The sequence below is a fragment of the Rummeliibacillus pycnus genome, from assembly GCF_050459865.1.
GTDB lineage: Bacteria > Bacillota > Bacilli > Bacillales_A > Planococcaceae > Rummeliibacillus > Rummeliibacillus pycnus_B.
This window is the reverse complement of record NZ_JBCMNM010000033.1, coordinates 20660-41279: the sequence shown is the minus strand read 5'-3', so window position 1 is coordinate 41279 and position 20620 is coordinate 20660. Positions and strand designations below refer to the sequence as shown.

Below are 20620 nucleotides of genomic sequence, written 5' to 3'. Positions count from 1 at the left end.
GAGGAGGCTCAACGCTCGCCCGCGGAAAGCGCCATCTGGAGCGGCATCCTAAGTAAATACTGGAAGTTAAATATGATTGTTTATTTAGAAAATATTCAAGTATTTATGAAATTGACTCGTTAGAGAGTCTAAAAAAATAACCTAAAAAAACCTCCCTTCAATTATTTTTAAAAAGCAGTTTTTTTATTAGAAATTAGAACACACTAAAAAGGTCGTTCACTATAAAAGTGAACGACCTTTTTAGATTTATTGAACTGTGTGATTAGCCGACTAAGCTTCTACTGAAATTTAGCTTTCAGTGCTTCTGCTTTATCGGTATTTTCCCAAGGAACATTTAAATCAGTACGGCCAAAATGTCCGTAGGCAGCAGTTTGTTTGTAAATCGGACGACGAAGATCAAGCATTTTAATAATACCTGCCGGACGTAAATCGAAGAATTCACGAATTGCTTCTACTAAGTCGCTTTCTTTTACTTTTCCAGTGCCGAATGTGTCAACTGAGATGGATACTGGTTGCGCTACACCGATTGCATATGCAAGTTGAACTTCTGCGCGTTCTGCAAGACCTGCTGCTACGATATTTTTCGCAACATAACGAGCTGCATATGCACCAGAACGGTCAACTTTTGTAGCATCTTTACCAGAGAAAGCACCACCACCATGACGAGCGTAACCGCCATAAGTATCAACAATAATTTTACGGCCAGTAAGACCTGCATCACCTTTAGGTCCACCAATTACGAAACGTCCTGTTGGATTAATGAAGTATTTCGTGTTTTCATCAAGTAATTCAGCTGGAACTACTTCAGTGATTACTTTTGCTTTTATATCTTTTTTAATTTGCTCTAATGTTACTTCTTCATCATGTTGAGTTGAAATAACGATTGTATCTACACGTACTGGATGGTTATTTTCATCATACTCAATTGTAACTTGTGTTTTACCATCTGGACGTAAGTAATCTAATTGACCTGATTTACGAACTTCGGTTAAGCGACGTGCTAATTTATGTGCTAAGCTAATTGGAAGTGGCATTAATTCAGGTGTTTCGTTACAAGCATAGCCGAACATTAAACCTTGGTCCCCAGCACCAATTGCTTCAATGTCTGCATCCGTCATAGAACCTTCACGAGCTTCTAATGCTTTGTCAACACCTTGTGCAATATCAGGTGATTGTTCACCAATTGCAACAAGCACTGCTAAGTTTTCAGCATCAAAACCGTATTTACCACGAGTATAGCCAATTTCTGCAACTGTATCACGTACAATTCCTTTAATATCTACATATGTAGATGTTGTTACTTCACCTGCTACAAGTACTAAACCAGTAGTAACTGTTGTTTCACACGCTACACGTGCATTCGGATCTTTTGCAATAATGGCATCTAAAATTGCATCTGAAATTTGGTCACAAATTTTATCCGGGTGTCCTTCTGTTACGCTTTCTGAAGTAAATAATCTTCTGTTTGTCATTTGGTTTCCTCCTATTATCAACGAGATCCTCTCGAAAAAAAGATACGGTACTCATTACCCATGTCCGTTTAAGTAATTACGCTAAACGACAAGCCAGCTATTAGCTGCTTTTTAACACGAGGATATAGAAAGTGCCAGTACAAAATATAAATAGAATCCTACAAATCACATATAATAATGAAACAAATCAGATTTGCCTCTATTTTTTGAAAAAAAAAACCTTTCGCTCATCGAAGTTCAATGAGGAAAGGATATGTTTCGTAAGCACCTTTCACTCTTATCGTTCAAGGAATGTATCCTTGCATCAGATTAGCACCAACGCATTACATGAAAGATAATGCAGGTTGCCGGGTTTCATAGGGCCTGACCCTCCACCAGCTCGGGATAAGAGTATCCGTTCTATTGCATATAGTAAGTGATATTGATTTGAAAGTCAAACTTAATTTTATTTTCATTTTTAAAAAACAAATTTACAAAAATAATTAGCTATTAGTATAGACTATTAATCTGAATGTGTTATACTAATTCTCGAAACGATTTACAGAAACCCTTTTCACAGGGGAATAATATAAAAAGGATGGTACGAACTAAGATGAATTCAGTAGAAATTGCGAATGAGCTGAAGGATTTATTACAAGGTCAAAATATTTTGGAGCAACTTTCAGTCCCACAATTAGTGGAAAAAGCAACTTCACGCGGTGAAGCAATCTTAACAGTTGATGGTGCTGTTCGTGCAGTAACAGGCAAATATACAGGACGTTCACCTAAAGATAAATATATGGTAGTTGAAGAATCTTCTAAAGATGATATTGATTGGGGTAAAGTTAACCAACCAATTTCTGCAGAAGTCTTTGACTCATTATACAACAAAGTTGTTAACTATTTAAAACAAAAAGATGAAGTTTTTGTATTTAAAGGCTTTGCAGGTGCCGATACGGATTCTCGCTTAGCAATTCGAGTTGTTAATGAATACGCTTGGCATAACCTATTTGCTCACCAACTATTCATCCGTCCTACTGATGAAGAACTAAAAACTCATGAAGCTGATTTCACAATCGTATCTGCTCCAACATTTAAGGCAGATCCTGAAGTTGACGGTACATCTTCAGAAACATTCATCATCGTATCTCTAGAAAAACGCATTATTTTAATCGGCGGTACTGAATACGCTGGCGAAATGAAAAAATCAATCTTCGGTATCATGAACTACCTATTACCAAAACAAGATATTCTTTCAATGCACTGTTCAGCAAATGTTGGCGAAAAAGGTGACGTTGCACTATTCTTCGGTTTATCAGGTACTGGTAAAACAACATTATCTGCTGATGGTAACCGTAAACTAATCGGTGATGATGAACACGGTTGGTCAGATAACGGTGTATTCAATATTGAAGGTGGTTGCTACGCTAAAACGATTAACCTTACTGCCGAAAAAGAACCAGAAATTTATAACGCAATTAACTTCGGTACAGTTTTAGAAAACGTAGTTGTAGATCCTGAAACTCGTATTCCTGATTACGATGATGTAACTTTAACACAAAACACTCGCGTTGCGTATCCAATCCAAAATATCGAAAATATCGTTGATCCATCTGTTGCAGGTCACCCAAAAACAGTTATTTTCTTAACAGCTGATGCTTTTGGTGTTTTACCTCCAATCAGTAAATTAACTAAAGAACAAGCGATGTATCACTTCTTATCAGGCTTTACTTCAAAAACTCCTGGTACAGAACGTGGTGTTGTAGAACCAGAACCAGTATTTTCTACTTGTTTCGGTGCTCCATTCTTCCCATTACATGCGACAGTTTATGCCGAAATGTTAGGTAAGAAAATTGACGAACATCAAGTAAATGTTTTCTTAGTAAACACTGGATGGACTGGTGGTAGTTACGGTGAAGGTAGTCGTATGAAACTTTCTTACACTCGTACAATGGTTCGCGCTGCAATTGATGGTAAACTAAATGATGTATTTACTGATAAAGATCCAATCTTTGGTCTTGCAATGCCAACTTCAATTGAAGGCGTTCCAACAGAACTTTTAAATCCACGCAACGTTTGGGCTGAGAAAGAAGCTTATGACAAAAAAGCAACTGAATTAGCTGGTATGTTCCGTGAAAATTTCAAGAAATTCGGTGCAGTCGCTGAAGAAATCGCTAAAAAAGGTGCACCAATCGCTTAATTTTAAAAAAACCTATAAGTAATCCATATCGTATAAAAACGAGCAGCTGAACCTCTGCTCGTTTTTTTGTTTGGGATAAAGAGCGCGACCGCTGATCTTATTCGCTCGTAAACGCCTTTTATTTGCTCTTTTGGTTACTTTATTCGCTCCTAAACACCTTTTATTCGCTCCTTTTGTTACTTTATTCGCTCCTTTCCAAATTGTATTCGCTCTCTTAGCATTTAAAGTCTTAGGTTGACTATAATTGTTAGTTAATCTTTTTTCCTCAGATAAAGCTCATGGTTACATCCTAAAATAATCAAAACCCAATTTAATTTTTAAATTTGCTCATAAACAAAAACACCACAACAATAGTTGTAGTGTTAGTTTAATCTGAATCATCTGGTACATATTCTACTATCAATTGAAGTTTTTCAAACATCTCGACAATTGGCTCCGCTTCATCCTTCGTTATTCGGTTAAAGAAAACTTCTTCTCCGTGATTGCGGACTTCAATTCCCTCTCTCATTTCATCATCATGAAAGAGGATAGAAAACCATTTGAGTTCTCCATCTATATGTGACTTGTTTTTTAAGTAATCTCGAGTATCATCTTCTAACATGATACGTTGGATTTTAACAAGCCCTTCATTTCGTGATACAAAGCTGATTTGTTCTAATTCTTCAATTGCTTGAGTTTCTTCCTTCCAATTTTGAATTTGAACTTCTGAATAGGGTTTCGTGTAATTTGTCCATAATTCTTGCCAATAGGGATATTTCTCGTTAAAATCCAACTTTTTATTTTTCAGCTTTTCTGGATCAACTCTTGCTTTAATATAGCCCAAATCATCACCCCATCATTACGATTGCTGCAACTTCATCCACTGGCAAGCACCGTCTACAACTTTTCGATTAACTTCACTCGGGAAAAAATGTGTGTATTCTGGATAATACCAAGTTTCTACATGCTTGTTTAAAGACTTCAAGCCGTTTTCCAAAAGCTGCGCATGTTTAAATCCTACATTTTTATCTAGCATGCCATGGATGATTAATACTGGTGTATCAATTTCAGATATTCGAGAAATGGGTGTCCGTTCTTCATAAGCGAAAGGATTTGTTTGAGGAGAACCTCCTAATACACGTTTCATCATTCTTCGCATATCTACTCGTTCTTCATATGTGAATTTCGTATTTGAAACGCCACCCCAAGTGACAATGGAAGTTATATCATCGCGCAATATTCCCGTCCATAGCGCCATCATACCTCCTCTTGAAAATGCAAAAATATGAATTCGTTCAAGATTACAAAAATGTTTTAACACATCTACCGCATTTACTGCATCAAAACGATCTTGACCACCAAATTCGTCACGTCCTTCACCACCACGTGTTCCTCTATAATATGGCGCAAAGACGATAAATCCATGTGAAGCTAGCTGTGTAATACGAGCAGGTCTTACCATTCCAACTCCTTGCATACCACCACGCAAATAAAGGATTCCGTCATACTTTGCTTCAGTAATTGGTGTAGCTAGCAATCCTTTTACACGAAGCCCTTCTGACCAATAAGTGATTTCCGTTAACCTAACTTTCGGATTAGGTGATGGGTAATCTCTTACATTTTCAATTTCACCATTTATCTTCACGTTCACTCACCTTCTCTAAAATCTTCTTCATACCTAAATCTTTCATATAAAAACTTAATTGTTGGTTTTCCAATAACTCTTCTTCGTTCATTAGTACAGCTCCGTTTGTCTCCATGTTCAGATGATTATTAACGATTTTTTGAACAGAGGCAGTAAAAACCGCTTTCGTAAAAGGAATTCTTTCTTGTACCATATATGTTGCAAGCCACTCAACATCGGTAATTCTCGCACCCGTTTCTTCAAATACTTCTCTTACTGCAGCTTCTTCTAATGTTTCTCCCTCTTCTACTTTGCCGCCAGGGAATTCAAATCCACGTTCAGGATGCTCTGTAAGTAACCATTCCCCTTCATACTTCGCCAAAACAAGCACATGCTTGGGGTTAATTTGAAATGCATTTTTTTTAAAAGATAATTCACAACCATTACCATTCAAATCTGTATATGTAAACATACCTTCGCTCACTCCTTATTGTATTTAGTGTAACGAAGGTATCACGTTCTATCAACTGTAGTAAGGCATTTGTTCGATGAATTTTTTTGTCTCTTTATCTCCATACTCATGAATAAGTGCATATAACTTCATTAAACGCTTATCTACTTCATCATTTTGCTGATCAAAATGATATGGTACTGCTGGAATTTGAGCTCTCCAAATACTATCATTATCCCAACTCTTCAGTTGCCCAAACAGATGATCAAATACTTCTAACATAGACGGATCTACTTTTATGTGGAATTCCCATGGAGAGTGATGCGGCGAAAAATTATAATATTTGTGCATTACTGAAACATATACATCAACATTTGGCATAAACATTCTCCTTTTTTATTTATTAGTTTAGTTTTTCAGGGGAAATTTATACAAAAAAAATCAGATTGTTCGGATGAACAATCTGATTTCATTGGAGTTGTAAAGTCATGTCATATTAATCGATAGATTGTGGATTCATCTCGATTAAACTTGTGCGTCAATTATGGTTCCTTTAAACGGATGTGTAGCTTGAGGTTGTTCAGGCATTTGATCTAATAACTGAATAACACCAACAGTTTGCATGTTCATAGCATTTTGTAAAACGCTCATTTGAACAGTCTGTTGAAGATCAGAAAGCTGCATTGACATTATAGAATTCAAATCCATTCTACTCACTCCTTTACAGCAATAGTATCGGATAAATATGAGAGATATTAATTATTTTTAAAAAGACTCTTTTAATGGATAGAAACGGCTATCAAGTTTACTTCTGTGAACTCTCGAAAGTCTGGCAAGTGTAGCTCAGCGCAAAACAGCTCTGTCACAATTACTTTCCTTTCTAATATCCTCTCATCATCCTCTTTTTTACTTAGAATACCCATTTCATCACTTGTAACTCTCCTATTTTCCCCTCTTCACGGGCTCCTGTATCAACAAACCCAATTTTTTCATATAATTTTCTTGCTCGATCATTAAATGGATAAACAGTTAAAAAAATCGTAGTAATATGTGGAAAGTGTTCATTTAAATAGGTAGGCAAGGATTGTAGTGCTTTTTTAGCATAGCCTTTACCTTGATGCATCATGTTCGTAGAAAACGAACGCAACAATATTGCATCCTCTGCTGTACTATACGGTGCAACACCATCTTTCTCATGTAAAACGAAAAAGGTCACAATCTCCCCATCCTTTTCTAAAACTACTGGATGACGTGAAAAATCATTATTGCATATTTCTAAGCTTTCTAGTGGCATTTTCGTTAAAAGTTTCTGTTCTTCATATAATTTATAGCGTTGTAATTTTTGAAAATCCGATTTTAAATAAGATCTTAATACCATTGCAATCACCTCATATCATACGATTTTTTGAGTTATTACATTTCATTGGCGCTTCTACACCAAGTATTCGTAAACCTTCATTTAAAACATTAGCGTCTTAATTTACAATTTTATATACCGTTCAATAACTAGTTTATCTGGAGGACTTATATTATTAGGGAGTTTTGTTAAATCAAAAAATTGAATATCTGTAGATTCGGATTCGTCAAATTTCAATGAACCAAAATAATCTCTACAGATAAAAGCTGTTACAACATTATATACTTCATCTCCATGGGGATATTGGTAATAAAAATCCTTGCCTGAAAAAGTGCTTAGTAATTCTAATTTATTCGCTTTTAGACCTGTTTCTTCAAGCATCTCTCTATTTGCAACATCTTCAAGACTTTCCCCTAATTCCATAGAACCACCGGCAAGCCCCCAACATTTATTATCTTTTCTTAATTGCATTAAAAGTTGATTCTCATTATTGAAAATTAATACACAAGCTCCAACCATTATTAGAGGATCAGTCCCCACTTTTTTCCGTAAATTCATAATATAACTCATTTTATTTTCTCCTCAAAGGGGTTTCGCAGCTTTCCAAATAGTCCATTTATCTTTTTCAACAATTGGTTCATTATTTTTTATTATCAATTGACTATTTATATAGTTAACAAGATCTTGTATTTGTGTATCATTTAATTCGTGGAGAATAGAACGCCCAGTTCTCCTTAAGATGTCTGCTGATAATTCTTCTTGTGTATTATAAATTTTTCTTGTTTCCCATAATTGATATTGGTTAGTATCTTGAAATCCTATTTTTTGAAGAGATTGTAATACCTTTTCTTCAGAATGTCTTCTAGATACTTCTTTTTCGATTAAACTAGGGTATTTTTCAAAGAAATAACCTCTAATATTTTCTAAATCACCCTTAAGCAAACAATCTTCTGGTGTTCGATCTTGAATAAGATAGATTCCACCTGGTTTTAAAATTCGATAAGCTTCCCTAAAACATGTATCTAAATCTGAAATATGGTGTATAACAGCACGTTCAAGAATCATATCGAACTGATTATCTTCCAGTTTTGTATCTAAAGCGTTACCTAGTTGATATCGAATGTTAGGATATCCTTTGCAATTTCCCTTTGCGGTAGAAAGCATTTGCTCAGAAAAATCAAGAGCAGTTACTGTCAATGCCCCCATATCAGCTAGGGCCTTCGTATAAATTCCTCCACCACACCCAATATCTAAAACGGATTTCCCATTCACATCACAAATTTCATTTATCTTTTGAATCCAACTGCTATCTGCGTCTCTTGAAGAATAGGAAGAACGATTATCTTTACTGTGAAAATCGATCGCCATGCTATACCTCCTTGCAAAATAAGTGATATATCCATTTTACAATATAAGGATTATAAGTAAATATTATATATACAATGATTTGCAATAAGAATTACTTATTCTATTTAGCTTGTTCTATCTATAACTTCCTTTAACTTCCTCTAACTGCATTAATGCTCCAAAATATTGTGAAGCCGTTGTAAAACAAATAAATGCAATAAGCTCACTTATTTCTTCATCAGAAAAATATTCTTTTAATACATTTACTACGGTTGGAGATGTTTGCCCCTTTGAAGTAAGAAAGGCTTGTGCAAAACCAACACTGACGGCTATCTTTTCGTCATATTGTTTTTCATCTGGTTTCCCCTTTGCTTTACAATAAACACAACCATTTCCTTGAGCCAGTGTTCTTCTAACTTGTTCTTTTAACTCAGCAGATAAAAAACCATCCTTTTCTAATTCTCCTCCAAGATTATTCCAACTATCCATTACTTTTTCGTTATGCCCCAAAAGCTTTTGAAAGGGCGTAGAGCCATTACTTGAATAAGCTATGAATGCCATTTTGCATCACTCCTTTCATTTATTGTAAAATGAAAGATATAAAATTCACATTTAGCATTTAAAGTAATTTACTAAAATACTTTAAATTAGAAAGGAAAATAGACATGATTGATTTAATAGACAAATCCATATTACAAGAGCTATCCAAAGATAGTCGTCTATCAATGAGTGAATTAGGGCGTCGCGTCCATTTATCAGCTCCAGCTGTAAAAGAAAGAGTCAAGCAGCTAGAAGAACAAGGGGTTATTTTGCAATATACAACTCTTATTAATGACAGAGATCTTGGCTATACCATTCAGTGCATCATTGAAGCGACAATTAAAAATAATCGTTATAACGATTTTAAACTACTCATCCAATCCTATTCGAATGTAGATTTCTGTTATCGTATTGCAGGGGATGCTTGTTTTATGTTGAAGATGAATTTTTCTTCATTCCAAAGTGCTGAAGCTATAATTGACGATCTACAATTATATGCTCATACAAAAACGCATTTTATATTTTCAGAAGTTGAGACAGCTAAAAACTATCTGAACTTGTAACAATTTAATTAATTGATTTTAACTAGAGTATGCTCTTCCATTTTTCAACACCTCAACAAACTTCACACTTCCTTCACAACTGTATTAATTTCACTTTTGAATATTTTGTGACACCAAGTTTAATCATTAGTAATTCAATACAAATAGACAATAAACCTTGGCGATAAACAAGATAATAATTAACAGAAATAGGATAGTATATTATATATATCCATTGATATATCAGCAATAAACACTATTCAAATAGTGTTAACTATGGTTATATAAAAATCGCCACAATATGACCACAATATCGTGACACTTTGTACTCATTTTATACTTCCAAAATAAGAAACAGGTCGTATACTGAAAGGGAAGTTTAAATAACATTCGTTTTCCCTTAGGAGGAAGTTCATATGGAAGTTTTAGATTTAGCACGCATTCAATATGCGATTACTACTATTTTCCACTTCTTCTTCGTTCCATTTTCAATTAGCATGATATTCTTAGTGGCAATCTTTGAAACCATGTATATATGGAAGAAGAAAAAGATTTACCTAGATATGTCTTTATATTGGGGCAAAATTTTCTTACTATCTTTTGCAATTGGCGTTGTAACTGGTATATTACAAGAATTCCAATTCGGGATGAACTGGTCTGAATACTCTCGCTTCATGGGTGATGTATTTGGTGCACCCCTTGCAGTAGAAGCTTTACTTGCATTCTTTATGGAATCTACATTTATCGGTGTTTGGATGTTCGGTCGAAATAAATTACCTAAATGGGTTATTGCTTTATCAGCTTGGCTCGTAGCATTTGGAACGATGCTGTCTGCACTTTGGATTTTAGCAGCAAACTCCTTCATGCAAGAACCAGTTGGATTTGAAATTCAAAATGGCAAAGCGGTTTTAACTGACTTTATGGCGTTATTAACGAATCCGCAATTGTTAGTTGAATTCCCGCATACAATATTCGGAGCACTTGCAACTGGTGGATTTGTCGTTGGTGGTATTAGCGCTTATAACTTACTGAAAAAGCGTAATACTGAATTTTTCAAAAAGTCATTTAATTATGCAATGACCGTAGCATGCATCGCAGGTTTTGGTATTGCATTTTCTGGTCACACGCAAGCTCAACATTTAATGGAATCACAACCAATGAAAATGGCTGCTTCAGAAGCATTATGGAATGATTCTGGTGATCCAGCAGCTTGGACACTAATTGGTGATATTGATACAAAAAATAAAGAAAATAAATGGGAAGTTAATATTCCTTACTTATTAAGTTATCTAGCATATAGTGAGTTCGATGGTTCTGTAGAAGGTATGAAGACTTTACAAGCGAAGTACGAAAAATTATATGGTGAAGACATTAACTATATTCCACCTGTTAAAACAGTATTTTGGAGTTTCCGCGTGATGGCTGGATTTGGTGGCTTGATGATTGTGATCTCATTGCTAGGTTTATGGTTCGCAAACCGTGGGACTTTAGAAAATAAAAAATGGTTTTTACGTGTCATGATGGCGTCGATTGCATTGCCTTTTATCGGAAACACAGCAGGATGGATTATGACAGAGATTGGCCGTCAACCTTGGACAGTTTTTGGTTATTACACAACTGCCCAATCTATTTCACCAAATGTTTCTAAAGGACAAATCCTATTCTCAACAATTTCATTTAGTTCGGCTTATGTCATCCTAGCAGTGATTATGATTATGATGGTAGCTCGAGTAGCAAAACAAGGCCCAGATGCCATTCTTAAGAAAAAATTAGATACGAAAGTAGATTTGATGGACAAGGAGGCGTTTGAAGAATGAGTTTAGAAACATTATGGTTCGTACTAATCGCAGTTCTCTTTGTCGGATTCTTCTTCCTAGAAGGATTTGACTTTGGGGTTGGTATGGCAACACGCTTACTTGCTAGAAACAAACATGAACGTGAACAATTACTCGGAACAATTGGACCTTTCTGGGACGCTAACGAGGTATGGCTCATTACAGCAGGTGGTGCGCTATTTGCAGCATTTCCTAACTGGTACGCTACCATGTTCTCTGGATATTACACATTATTCGTTATCCTTTTACTTGTACTAATTGCCCGTGGAGTAGGGATTGAATTTAGTCATCATGCCAAAACAGATAAAGGAGTAAACCTCTGCCATTGGTTAACCTTTATCGGTAGCCTTGTAGCACCTTTCTTACTAGGTATGCTATTCACTAGTCTTGTACATGGTATGCCGATTGATGGTGACATGCACCTATTTGGTTCATTCTCTGATTTCGTGAATGTTTACTCATTGGTTGGTGGCCTTGCAGTTGTATTACTTTCACTCGTACACGGATTAACATTTATCGGTTTACGCACAACTGGTGATGTACACAAAAGAGCAATCTCTCTGTTAAATAAAGTGTATATCCTATTATTTATTGGTGAAGTACTCTTTGCAGTATTATCTTACTTCCAAACAGATCTATTTGATGTACGTCCTGTCACAACACCAGTATTATTAGGATTAACAGTCTTAGCAACCGTTTTAGGTATGTTATTTGCTAATAAAGGTCGTGAAGGTTTCGCCTTTACAGCCTCAGGTCTTGCTATAGCTTTTGTAGTAGCAATGCTGTTTATCGGATTGTTCCCACGTGTGATGATCAGCTCAATTGATCCATCCTTTAACTTAACAATCGAAAATGCAGCTAGTGGACATTACACATTATCTGTCATGACAAAAGTAGCTTGTACTTTACTTCCATTCGTATTAGGCTATCAAATTTGGAGTTACTACGTATTCCGTAAACGTATTAGCCCTAAGAAATAGGTGAACATAAATGATTGACAAAGCGCTATTTAAACTCAGTGGAATAAAAGAAACTTTTGTGTTCTTATCGGTAATGGCGGTACTTCAAGGTACTTTCACTATTCTCCAAGCGATTTATTTAGCGACGACAATTACAAACTTATTCCATAAGGAGCAGCTGGCTGATCAGCTGCTCCCTATGTCATTATTCTTTGTTTGCTTCGTTGCTAAACATATCGTGATCTACTTTAGAGAAAAATATATGACATGTTTTTCAATGAAAACAGGCTCTAATATACGAAAAAAACTAACAGCTAAGTTATTTAATCTCGGCCCTAACATAACTGCAACAGAAGGTACAGGAAATATGGTGACAATGGCATTAGAAGGTATTTCAAATGTTGAACAATACTTGAAATTATTTCTACCAAAGATAATGAATATGTTTGTCATTCCAGTCATGATTTTCATTTATTCTTTAACAATCGATATTAGATCTGCTCTTATTCTCTTGCTCGTTCTTCCTATATTAATCTTCTTCCTAATTCTTCTAGGCATTGCAGCAAGAGCAAAGGCAGATAAACAATATGAATCTTATCAAGTGTTATCTAATCACTTTGTAGATTCACTTCGAGGTTTACAAACTTTACGCTTTTTAGGATTAAGTAAAAAATACGATCGTAATATTCGCAATGTCAGTGAGCAATATCGCAAAGCTACAATGGGAACATTAGCAGTGGCTTTCTTATCAACATTTGCTCTAGAATTCTTCACAAGCATTTCGATTGCAATTGTTGCCTTATTTTTAGGATTAGGATTAATCAAAGGATCACTTTTGTTATTGCCATCGTTAATCATTTTAATTTTGGCACCAGAATATTTCGCACCGATTCGCGATTTTGGTTCAGATTATCATGCAACATTAGATGGCAAAAATGCATTTACTGCTATATCGTCTATCATGGCACAGCCATCATTTAAACAAGATACTACAGCCATTTCAACATGGAATGACCAATCTACTATATCGATAAAAAATATGACGGTTCAACATGAAGGATCAAATACTCCTTCATTAAACCAGGTATCCTTTGATTTAAAAGGTTATCAAAAAGTAGGCATTATCGGAGCAAGTGGTTCTGGCAAATCTACATTAATCCATGCATTAAGTGGCTTTGCAGAATCGAATGTTTCAGAAGTCCTATTAGATGGTGAATCTATCAATTCATTTATAAATAGAAACTGGCAAAAACAAATTTACTATATCCCACAACACCCTTATTTGTTTCATGATACCGTTCGTAATAATATCGCATTTTATACAAAGGATGCCACAGATGAGCAAATTAGGAAGGCATGTGATCTAGCTGGATTAACGGAAGTAATTAACTCATTACCAAACGGATTTGATGAAATCATCGGTGAAACAGGTCGGGCGCTGAGTGGAGGGCAAGAACAACGTATCGCCCTTGCTCGTGCATTCTTAGATGATTCTCGTAAGATTTTACTTTTTGATGAACCAACAGCCCATTTAGATATTGAGACCGAATGGGAAATCAAACAACGTATGCTTCCGTTATTTGAAAATCGCTTAGTATTCTTCGCAACACATCGTCTCCATTGGATGATAGATATGGATATGATCCTTGTTATGAAAAATGGTGAAATTGTTGAACAAGGCACTCATGAAGAACTCCTTGCAAAACAAGGCTATTACTATGATTTAGTTTATCAACAAACGTATGGATCGGAGGCATAGAAACCATGAAGACAAAACAACCAAATATCCTCAAACATACGTGGGTAAAACCGTATTTACAACAAAATAAGAAACTACTGTGGCTTGTATTATTATTGGGAACCATGACATTTATTTGTGCAAGTGCTTTAATGTTTACCTCTGGCTACTTGATTTCAAAATCAGCCACACGTCCAGAAAATATTTTATTAGTCTATGTACCGATTGTACTTGTACGGACATTTGGTATTTTCCGACCTGTATTTAACTACGTTGAGCAATTAACGAGCCATTCATTTGTATTAAAAATTCTTTCCAAAATGCGTGTTCGTTTATATAAAAAATTAGAAACCCAAGCATTAACACTTTCTAACAGCTTTTCAACTGGTAATTTACTTGGTGTATTAGCTGATGATATTGAACATTTACAAAATTTATATTTAAAATCGATTTTCCCTAGTGTCTTTGCTTTCATTTTATATATCATTTCAGTTGTTGCTCTAGGGTTCTTCTCTATTCCATTTGCATTATTGGTTGCCTTATTATTATTTGTACTAGTGGTACTTATTCCGCTTGTCTCTTTATTAGTAAACCGTAAACGAATGATACAAATGAAATCACTTCGAAGCGAACTATATGCATCTCTCACTGATGCATTTATGGGGTTGAGTGATTGGAAAATTAGCGGAAAACATCAAGAGTTTTTAACTGCTTATGAAGAAATTGAAGAAAAACAAGATGCCTTAGAATTTGAATTGGATACATTTAATCGTAGACGTAATTTATTGTTCCAATCCATTGTTGCAATTGTGACTTTAGTAATGATTGTTTTCGCGGGAACAAGTGCAAATACTGGGGAATTCGCACTTATATGGATTGCCGCCTTTGTATTAGTTGTATTTCCATTAGCAGAGGCGTTTGCACCCGTTTCTGATGCAGTTAATCACTTACCTAATTATGAGACATCTTTAAAACGATTAGACGAAATTGAAGCATCTAGCAAAGAAAGCTTGCCATCTAAAAAAGAAGAAGTAATGGATATGAAATATCAACCTTTAACAATTACCTTTCATGATGTTTCCTTTAAATATAGTGGTGCAGATCAACATGTTTTGCATCATCTTGATTTACAGTTTCATCAAGGAGAAAAGATCGCTATCTTGGGTAAAACAGGGTCAGGTAAAAGTACATTAGCAAATTTATTATTAGGTGCAATAAAACCGACAAAAGGTATTGTGCAATTGAACGATCAAGATACCTCATCAATTCATGATGATATTTCTACGATTGTAGGGGTGCTTGAACAGAAGCCTCATTTATTTGACTCAACAGTACTAAATAATATTCGTTTAGGTAATATACATGCTACTGATGAAGAAGTCATTGAAGTAGCTAAAAAAGTCCAAATGCATGATTATATTGAATCTCTTCCTGATGGATATGACACTCGAATGCAAGAACTAGGAGAACGTTTCTCCGGTGGTGAACGACAACGTATTGCCTTAGCACGAATTTTGCTACAAGACACACCAATCGTTATTCTCGATGAACCTACTGTTGGTCTCGATTCTATCACTGAAAATCAATTAATTGATACAATCTTGAGAACCTTAGAAGGAAAAACAATCATTTGGATTACACACCATCTTGCAGGTGTTAATCAAATGGATCAAGTGATTTTCATCGAAGAAGGCACTGTTCACTTGAAAGGCAAGCATAAAGAATTGCTTTCAAAAAGTGCCCGTTATAAAAGATTGTTCGCTTTAGATCATCCGATAAAATAAAAAACAAAGCCCTCGATTCCGTAAATTTCGAGGGCTTCTTTATTCATATAAAACCAACTTAAAGATTTTCAACAATCACGTTCACATATGACAATTATATAGGCAATAGTACTATTACTTGTCAAAAAAGTCCTCATATACTAAAAGTAACATTCAGAAAATTCCGAAAGTGGTGATGGTACGTGCATCTGTTTACTTATATGTATTTAGCTGGACTAATGATTGGGCTAGTTATTGATGCAATTACGTATTTATTTCCAATAAAACTAAGCCATGGGAACAGGATTTCAATTAACTTTGTAATCGCTATCTTCATATTTATCGTTAGCCTTTTAGTAAGTGGTTCTACTGGTATCGCTATTGGATTTTTTAGTGTAGGTATATATACAACAGCTCTTCTATTAGGTTTATTGGGCATTAAGGCTTCTTGTAAGAAATTTGTTTATTTTGTGATTGTTGTACTTGTTATTGTAATATATTTATTTAGTTTACTTTGAATCAATTTCATAAATGCTTTTCTAGTTAAAAAATAAGAATATATCTTCTAAATAAACAACTCAATAATTCGGTTAATATTTCATTATGCCGCTCCAGATGGCGCTTCATAGTTAATGTTCTAATAGATATGGCATATAAGAGATGTAATTGTTTAATTAGTAAAAAATTGCTCTTCCTCATTTTTATGAAGAAGAGCAATTTTTCTTTAATTTTAATTATAAGTAGATCTACGTTTTGGGCTATGACTACTGTAGAGGTAGCGTAAAGATTGAGACACCACACCCCAAGCGAAGGCATCTCAGGTTTATTTTTTGACAATCTATGGGAAAGGATAAACCATCCATCCTAGTGTGAAAATTGCTCCTATAAATAAGATAGTAAAAAGACCAATTGCAATCCCCCATATCCCCAATGATCGACTTCCTCGTTTTAGGATGGCGATTCCACCTGATACAAGATTGAATAAGATGAAAAGTTGATATGCTAGGCCAAAACTATGGTAGAAATCTGTTAAAAAACTAAGATTCAAAAATACTAATAGAACAATTCCACATAATACGGAAAACCATCCAGCAAAATTATACAGTTTATCAAAACTTTTTAACGCGACCAATTCCATAACTTAACCTCCCCAATTTTTATCTTACGAATAAAATCTACCTTTTCTAACGCTGCAATTTCTTGAGCTGGTCCCGTCACAACAACGCCATATGTTTTAATACCATTTTTGTTAATATAATCAATACGTTCTGCCAAATCTAAGTTTTTAGCATTCGAAACTGCTACGGCCGTTTCTTCATGTTTTTGAAGGTTATTTAGAATTTCCTTAAACACTGTCTCATGACTTTTATCACTATTAAAAGGGGACCAATATGTTTTGTCCTCTATTGTCGGAAAACCTATTGGTGAAACCACATCTCCATCTTTACTTAAGTTTTTCTCTTCTACACCAGTATCAACTGCTGCCCACACGACATCAACATTTGGTAATTTTTTTTGAACATCCTTAACACTCATTAATTTATCAAATGAAAGATATGCTTCAACAACGGTTTCTTTAGGTAATCCATTGACAACTTGCCATTCACGATTTTCATTGACATCATTAACATTTTTCGGATGTACAATCCAAACGTTGTTTTCAGTTGGATACTTTGGTTTTACTCTTTCTAAGTTGGAATCAAACGACTTTGAATTCAAATTATTTAGTAAAAAATTCATCTTATATGTTCCAGCTTTATAATCTTCTTCACCTATCCTCTTATATTGTTCAAACTGAAGCTGCATTGAAAGTGGCTTGATACTCATATCAAATTCAATTTTTTTTAAACTTGTATTCGGATCAGTGACATATAAAGTATCACTTACAACATCCATTAATGTCGTTGTCTGCGTACCAAAAGAATAATACAAAAATGTAAATAAATATATGATAGGTACAATTAAAAGAATAGCTGTAATACTTCCTAAAATAAGTGTCCATCTCGTTTTTTCTACACTTTTCTTTAATATTTTATCGGCTTTTTTTCCATCAAAGGCACTTGATAAATCGTTTTTAGATTGTTGAAGTAATTTTTCATAATCATCCATCATTAACAACCCCTTCTTTTATTAGTTCTCTCATCTTTCTCCTGCCACGAAATAAATGACTTTTAATCGTATTTATTTTTAAATTTAAAATTGCTGCTGCTTCCTCATGTGAACAACCGTTTACGTCACAAAGAATGATGGCATGTTTTTCATTAAACGATAATGTGTTCAGGTACTGAATAAGAATTTGAAATGATTCGCTTTCAACAATTTGAGATTCAGGAGTTATGTAATGGATGATATCTACTTGTTCTTCCATTGTAATTCGTTTATTTTTTCTCTCATGATCAATATAAGTATAATAAGCAACTTTAAAGAGCCAAGGTTTTATATCTTGAATTGTTCCATTTAACAATGCAAAATGTGCTTTGTAAAACGTATCTTGCATTAAATCCTCAGCTAAAGGCTTACTTTGACAAAGTGAATATAAATAGCGATAAATATCATGTAAATATTGCCTATAAATATCATCCAAATCCATCCAAATCCTCCTTTCATTACATCCTCGAATAACTTCATTAAAAAGTTGCAATTATTTTTAATTTTTTAAAATGAATAAATTTCATGAAATTTCCCACATTCAAATTTTGACGTTCCACTACATACTTTGATGGCACTGAAAAAGTGTAGTAACACAAAAATTTATAGTATATATAGCTATTGAATGAAGTGGAATTAGCTCCGCTTTCCGTGGGCGAACTGACGAGCCTCCTCGCTGCGCTCCGGGGTCTCGTCTAGCTCGCTTTCCCACAGGACATTGAATGAACATCACTGAATTAACATCACACGAAGAAAATTCGAATGCATTTTCGAGGACTCTCCGCTAATTCCACATCAACAAATATTGCTATACTCACTCCACAAAGAACAAAATTGGATATCATTAAATGTTCGTATATTTTATATGAATTTTGCATTATAAAATTAATTCAAGTTGAAATATAGAAATAATTGTATATTAATTACAATAAAAAAATATACAAATTTATGTATAATTCGATAATTGTTACTTCCATAAAAAACCCCACAAAATGATCTTCTCATTTGTGGGGGATTTATATGAAATCTCCAGCATCCACGTTTAATGCTAGGAGATGTTTACATATTTATATGAATTACAATTGCAAGTGAGTTGGGCATTTGATTTAAGAATTTGGAGCTTACTTCAAGGACATGTATTAAATTTATCTTGACCCATTGAAACTAATTTATACTATAGGATTGGGTAAAAAATAAACTAGAAAAAAATTTCTTTTCTCTATTTTTTCGAGACGAAAATGAATATTTAATGATACAATATGGTTATCAATATTTCTTAACCTATTACACCATGTAATAGGTATGAAGTCCCCTGAAATGATAAATGTATATCATCTTCTACTAATTTCCCCCTTAAAGTTTACCAAGTTTATTTATTTTTACTACTAACTTCCTCGACTTTCTTATTCATGCAAATGAATATTCTATTTAATGTTAAAAACATCTTATTGTTATCAAATTTTTCGTTTATTTTTCTTTTAACAATCATATTCAGTTCCAAAATAATTATTTTTTTATAAAAAATATACATTTATTTCATTTATAAAAACTACTATTATTGTATTCTATAGATAGAATTACAATTGTATTAAAGGAGGATTTTTATTGGAAAAGAAAGTTATATTTTTTGAAGTGCAAGGCGGCAGCGACAAAGGTCCAGATGGCTATAGAAAAGATACAATGCCAATGGTTCATGCTTTAAAAGAACATGGTCAAGATGCAGATGTGATTTTCTTTGAAGTAGCAAAGAAACAAGAAATTTTTGAGTATGTAAAAGAAAATGCAATCGCTTATGTTTCTCGTATTAACCCTGGAAATTTAAAAGATGAATCTGCTTACTTTTCAATGTTACGCCAGCTTTGCGATGAAGGCATAATCGGTATGCCCCATCCAGATGCAATGATTGGTTATGGTGCGAAGGATGCTTTAGTAAAATTAGCAAATACTTCTCTTGTACCTAGCGATACGTATGCTTACTATACAATTGAAGAATTCAAAAATACTTTTCCAAAATCATTAGCTCATGGTATACGTGTGTTAAAACAAAATCGTGGTTCAACAGGTGAAGGTATTTGGCGTGTGCAAGTAGTGGACGAGCTTGCATCAGATACAACACAAGTACCACTCACCGCAAAGATAAAATGCACAGAGGCAAAAGATAATCATGTTGAATATTTCGAGCTAGCTACTTTCATGGATTTCTGTGAGCAATATATTGTTGGTGACAATGGAATGCTTGTTGACATGCAATTCCTACCTCGCATTAAAGAAGGCGAAATTCGTTTATTCATGTTGCATGACAAACCAATCAATGTCGTACACAAAAAACCAGCTGATAGCGAAGATGCCTTTAGTGCTACATTATTCTCTGGAGCCAACTACCGATACGATAAACCAGAAGATTGGCAGGAACTAGTTGATACTTTCCTCAGTCAATTGCCAGAAGTGATGGAACGTCTAGGTGGTTATGATTTACCTCTGATTTGGACTGCGGACTTCATCTTAGATACAGATGAACTTGGAAATGATCGTTATGTCCTTGGTGAAATGAATTGTTCTTGTGTTGGGTTCACATCCGAATTAGAGTTAGCTCATAATGTAGCTGAAGAAATTATTGCTAAAATTAAAGAATACAACACTTTAAGTGTCTAAAAAAACGCGAATTCCTAAATTGGAATTCGCGTCC

Annotated in this window: 21 protein-coding genes and 1 riboswitch; of the genes, 8 read left to right on the top strand and 13 right to left on the bottom strand. The window is 34.5% G+C overall.

Annotated features, from left to right (window positions below; genetic code table 11):
- Window positions 1-278 precede the first annotated feature (278 nt).
- On the bottom strand, window positions 279-1472 hold the full coding sequence (gene metK, locus ABE048_RS08795; protein ID WP_430310684.1) for a methionine adenosyltransferase: 1194 nt from the start codon (window positions 1470-1472) through the stop codon (window positions 279-281).
- 274 nt (window positions 1473-1746) lie between these two features.
- A riboswitch (SAM riboswitch) is annotated at window positions 1747-1863 on the bottom strand.
- A gap of 201 nt (window positions 1864-2064) precedes the next feature.
- Between metK and pckA the strand changes: the two genes are divergently transcribed.
- Window positions 2065-3651, top strand: coding sequence for a phosphoenolpyruvate carboxykinase (ATP) (gene pckA, locus ABE048_RS08790; protein WP_430310682.1), 1587 nt, complete (start codon window positions 2065-2067; stop codon window positions 3649-3651).
- A gap of 367 nt (window positions 3652-4018) precedes the next feature.
- Here the strand turns inward: pckA and ABE048_RS08785 are convergent, their stop codons facing one another.
- From ABE048_RS08785 to ABE048_RS08745, 9 genes are all read right to left on the bottom strand, one after another.
- The gene (locus ABE048_RS08785; protein ID WP_430310680.1) at window positions 4019-4474 is read right to left on the bottom strand and encodes a hypothetical protein; all 456 of its coding nucleotides are present in this window, start codon (window positions 4472-4474) and stop codon (window positions 4019-4021) included.
- Between the two features lie 15 nt (window positions 4475-4489).
- Window positions 4490-5275 carry an alpha/beta hydrolase family protein gene (locus tag ABE048_RS08780; protein ID WP_430310678.1) on the bottom strand — a complete coding sequence of 262 codons (786 nt, stop codon included), beginning with the start codon at window positions 5273-5275 and terminating at the stop codon, window positions 4490-4492.
- Window positions 5259-5726 (bottom strand): RNA deprotection pyrophosphohydrolase, encoded by a 468-nt coding sequence (gene ytkD / locus ABE048_RS08775; RefSeq protein WP_430310676.1) that lies wholly within the window; start codon window positions 5724-5726, stop codon window positions 5259-5261. The genes ABE048_RS08780 and ytkD overlap by 17 nt, the downstream gene beginning before the upstream one ends.
- 51 nt (window positions 5727-5777) lie before the next feature.
- The gene (locus tag ABE048_RS08770) at window positions 5778-6086 is read right to left on the bottom strand and encodes a transposase (RefSeq protein WP_430310674.1); all 309 of its coding nucleotides are present in this window, start codon (window positions 6084-6086) and stop codon (window positions 5778-5780) included.
- A 144-nt stretch (window positions 6087-6230) separates the two neighbouring features.
- Entirely contained in the window at window positions 6231-6413 is a 183-nt protein-coding gene (locus ABE048_RS08765) for a putative motility protein (protein WP_430310672.1), read from the bottom strand.
- 202 nt (window positions 6414-6615) lie between these two features.
- The gene (locus tag ABE048_RS08760) at window positions 6616-7083 is read right to left on the bottom strand and encodes a GNAT family N-acetyltransferase (RefSeq protein ID WP_430310670.1); all 468 of its coding nucleotides are present in this window, start codon (window positions 7081-7083) and stop codon (window positions 6616-6618) included.
- A 102-nt stretch (window positions 7084-7185) separates the two neighbouring features.
- A complete protein-coding gene (locus tag ABE048_RS08755) occupies window positions 7186-7632 on the bottom strand; it encodes an NUDIX hydrolase (RefSeq protein WP_430310668.1) in 447 nt (148 codons plus the stop codon).
- Window positions 7633-7644: 12 nt separating this feature from the next.
- Window positions 7645-8430, bottom strand: coding sequence for a class I SAM-dependent methyltransferase (locus ABE048_RS08750; RefSeq protein WP_430310666.1), 786 nt, complete (start codon window positions 8428-8430; stop codon window positions 7645-7647).
- Between the two features lie 114 nt (window positions 8431-8544).
- Entirely contained in the window at window positions 8545-8970 is a 426-nt protein-coding gene (locus ABE048_RS08745) for a carboxymuconolactone decarboxylase family protein (RefSeq protein ID WP_430310664.1), read from the bottom strand.
- A 107-nt stretch (window positions 8971-9077) separates the two neighbouring features.
- Here ABE048_RS08745 and ABE048_RS08740 point away from each other — a divergent pair, with 107 nt between their 5' ends.
- From ABE048_RS08740 to ABE048_RS08715, 6 genes are all read left to right on the top strand, one after another.
- Complete coding sequence (locus ABE048_RS08740; RefSeq protein ID WP_430310690.1) at window positions 9078-9512, top strand: Lrp/AsnC family transcriptional regulator; 435 nt, start codon at window positions 9078-9080, stop codon at window positions 9510-9512.
- 395 nt (window positions 9513-9907) lie between these two features.
- A complete protein-coding gene (locus tag ABE048_RS08735; RefSeq protein WP_430310662.1) occupies window positions 9908-11308 on the top strand; it encodes a cytochrome ubiquinol oxidase subunit I in 1401 nt (466 codons plus the stop codon).
- Window positions 11305-12306 (top strand): cytochrome d ubiquinol oxidase subunit II, encoded by a 1002-nt coding sequence (gene cydB, locus ABE048_RS08730; protein WP_430310660.1) that lies wholly within the window; start codon window positions 11305-11307, stop codon window positions 12304-12306. The genes ABE048_RS08735 and cydB overlap by 4 nt, the downstream gene beginning before the upstream one ends.
- A 13-nt stretch (window positions 12307-12319) precedes the next feature.
- Window positions 12320-14044, top strand: coding sequence for a thiol reductant ABC exporter subunit CydD (cydD, locus tag ABE048_RS08725; RefSeq protein ID WP_430310688.1), 1725 nt, complete (start codon window positions 12320-12322; stop codon window positions 14042-14044).
- Between the two features lie 26 nt (window positions 14045-14070).
- Window positions 14071-15807, top strand: a complete 1737-nt coding sequence (gene cydC / locus ABE048_RS08720; RefSeq protein WP_430310686.1) for a thiol reductant ABC exporter subunit CydC — start codon at window positions 14071-14073, stop codon at window positions 15805-15807.
- A gap of 182 nt (window positions 15808-15989) precedes the next feature.
- The gene (locus ABE048_RS08715; protein ID WP_430310658.1) at window positions 15990-16304 is read left to right on the top strand and encodes a hypothetical protein; all 315 of its coding nucleotides are present in this window, start codon (window positions 15990-15992) and stop codon (window positions 16302-16304) included.
- Between the two features lie 320 nt (window positions 16305-16624).
- Here the strand turns inward: ABE048_RS08715 and ABE048_RS08710 are convergent, their stop codons facing one another.
- From ABE048_RS08710 to ABE048_RS08700, 3 genes are read right to left on the bottom strand one after another with little or no spacing between them, the layout of a single operon-like run.
- Window positions 16625-16924: a hypothetical protein gene (locus ABE048_RS08710; protein ID WP_430310656.1), complete on the bottom strand. Its 300-nt coding sequence runs from the start codon at window positions 16922-16924 to the stop codon at window positions 16625-16627.
- Entirely contained in the window at window positions 16906-17895 is a 990-nt protein-coding gene (locus ABE048_RS08705; RefSeq protein WP_430310654.1) for an anti sigma factor C-terminal domain-containing protein, read from the bottom strand. Before ABE048_RS08705 ends, ABE048_RS08710 begins: the two co-directional genes overlap by 19 nt.
- Entirely contained in the window at window positions 17888-18376 is a 489-nt protein-coding gene (locus ABE048_RS08700) for a sigma-70 family RNA polymerase sigma factor (protein ID WP_430310652.1), read from the bottom strand. Before ABE048_RS08700 ends, ABE048_RS08705 begins: the two co-directional genes overlap by 8 nt.
- Window positions 18377-19539: 1163 nt before the next feature.
- Between ABE048_RS08700 and ABE048_RS08695 the strand changes: the two genes are divergently transcribed.
- On the top strand, window positions 19540-20586 hold the full coding sequence (locus tag ABE048_RS08695; RefSeq protein ID WP_430310650.1) for a Cj0069 family protein: 1047 nt from the start codon (window positions 19540-19542) through the stop codon (window positions 20584-20586).
- The last annotated feature ends 34 nt before the right edge of the window (window positions 20587-20620 follow it).

Bases quoted from the DNA above. Each gene is read 5' to 3' on its own strand.
- ABE048_RS08745 (WP_430310664.1), bottom strand. From the start codon at position 8,970: ATGGCATTCATAGCTTATTCAAGTAATGGCTCTACGCCCTTTCAAAAG.
- ABE048_RS08710 (WP_430310656.1), bottom strand. From the start codon at position 16,924: ATGGAATTGGTCGCGTTAAAAAGTTTTGATAAACTGTATAATTTTGCT.
- ABE048_RS08735 (WP_430310662.1), top strand. From the start codon at position 9,908: ATGGAAGTTTTAGATTTAGCACGCATTCAATATGCGATTACTACTATT.
- pckA (WP_430310682.1), top strand. From the start codon at position 2,065: ATGAATTCAGTAGAAATTGCGAATGAGCTGAAGGATTTATTACAAGGT.
- ABE048_RS08755 (WP_430310668.1), bottom strand. From the start codon at position 7,632: ATGAGTTATATTATGAATTTACGGAAAAAAGTGGGGACTGATCCTCTA.
- ABE048_RS08700 (WP_430310652.1), bottom strand. From the start codon at position 18,376: ATGGATTTGGATGATATTTATAGGCAATATTTACATGATATTTATCGC.
- ABE048_RS08705 (WP_430310654.1), bottom strand. From the start codon at position 17,895: ATGGATGATTATGAAAAATTACTTCAACAATCTAAAAACGATTTATCA.
- cydB (WP_430310660.1), top strand. From the start codon at position 11,305: ATGAGTTTAGAAACATTATGGTTCGTACTAATCGCAGTTCTCTTTGTC.
- ABE048_RS08760 (WP_430310670.1), bottom strand. From the start codon at position 7,083: ATGGTATTAAGATCTTATTTAAAATCGGATTTTCAAAAATTACAACGC.
- ytkD (WP_430310676.1), bottom strand. From the start codon at position 5,726: ATGTTTACATATACAGATTTGAATGGTAATGGTTGTGAATTATCTTTT.
- ABE048_RS08770 (WP_430310674.1), bottom strand. From the start codon at position 6,086: ATGCCAAATGTTGATGTATATGTTTCAGTAATGCACAAATATTATAAT.
- metK (WP_430310684.1), bottom strand. From the start codon at position 1,472: ATGACAAACAGAAGATTATTTACTTCAGAAAGCGTAACAGAAGGACAC.
- ABE048_RS08765 (WP_430310672.1), bottom strand. From the start codon at position 6,413: ATGGATTTGAATTCTATAATGTCAATGCAGCTTTCTGATCTTCAACAG.
- ABE048_RS08750 (WP_430310666.1), bottom strand. From the start codon at position 8,430: ATGGCGATCGATTTTCACAGTAAAGATAATCGTTCTTCCTATTCTTCA.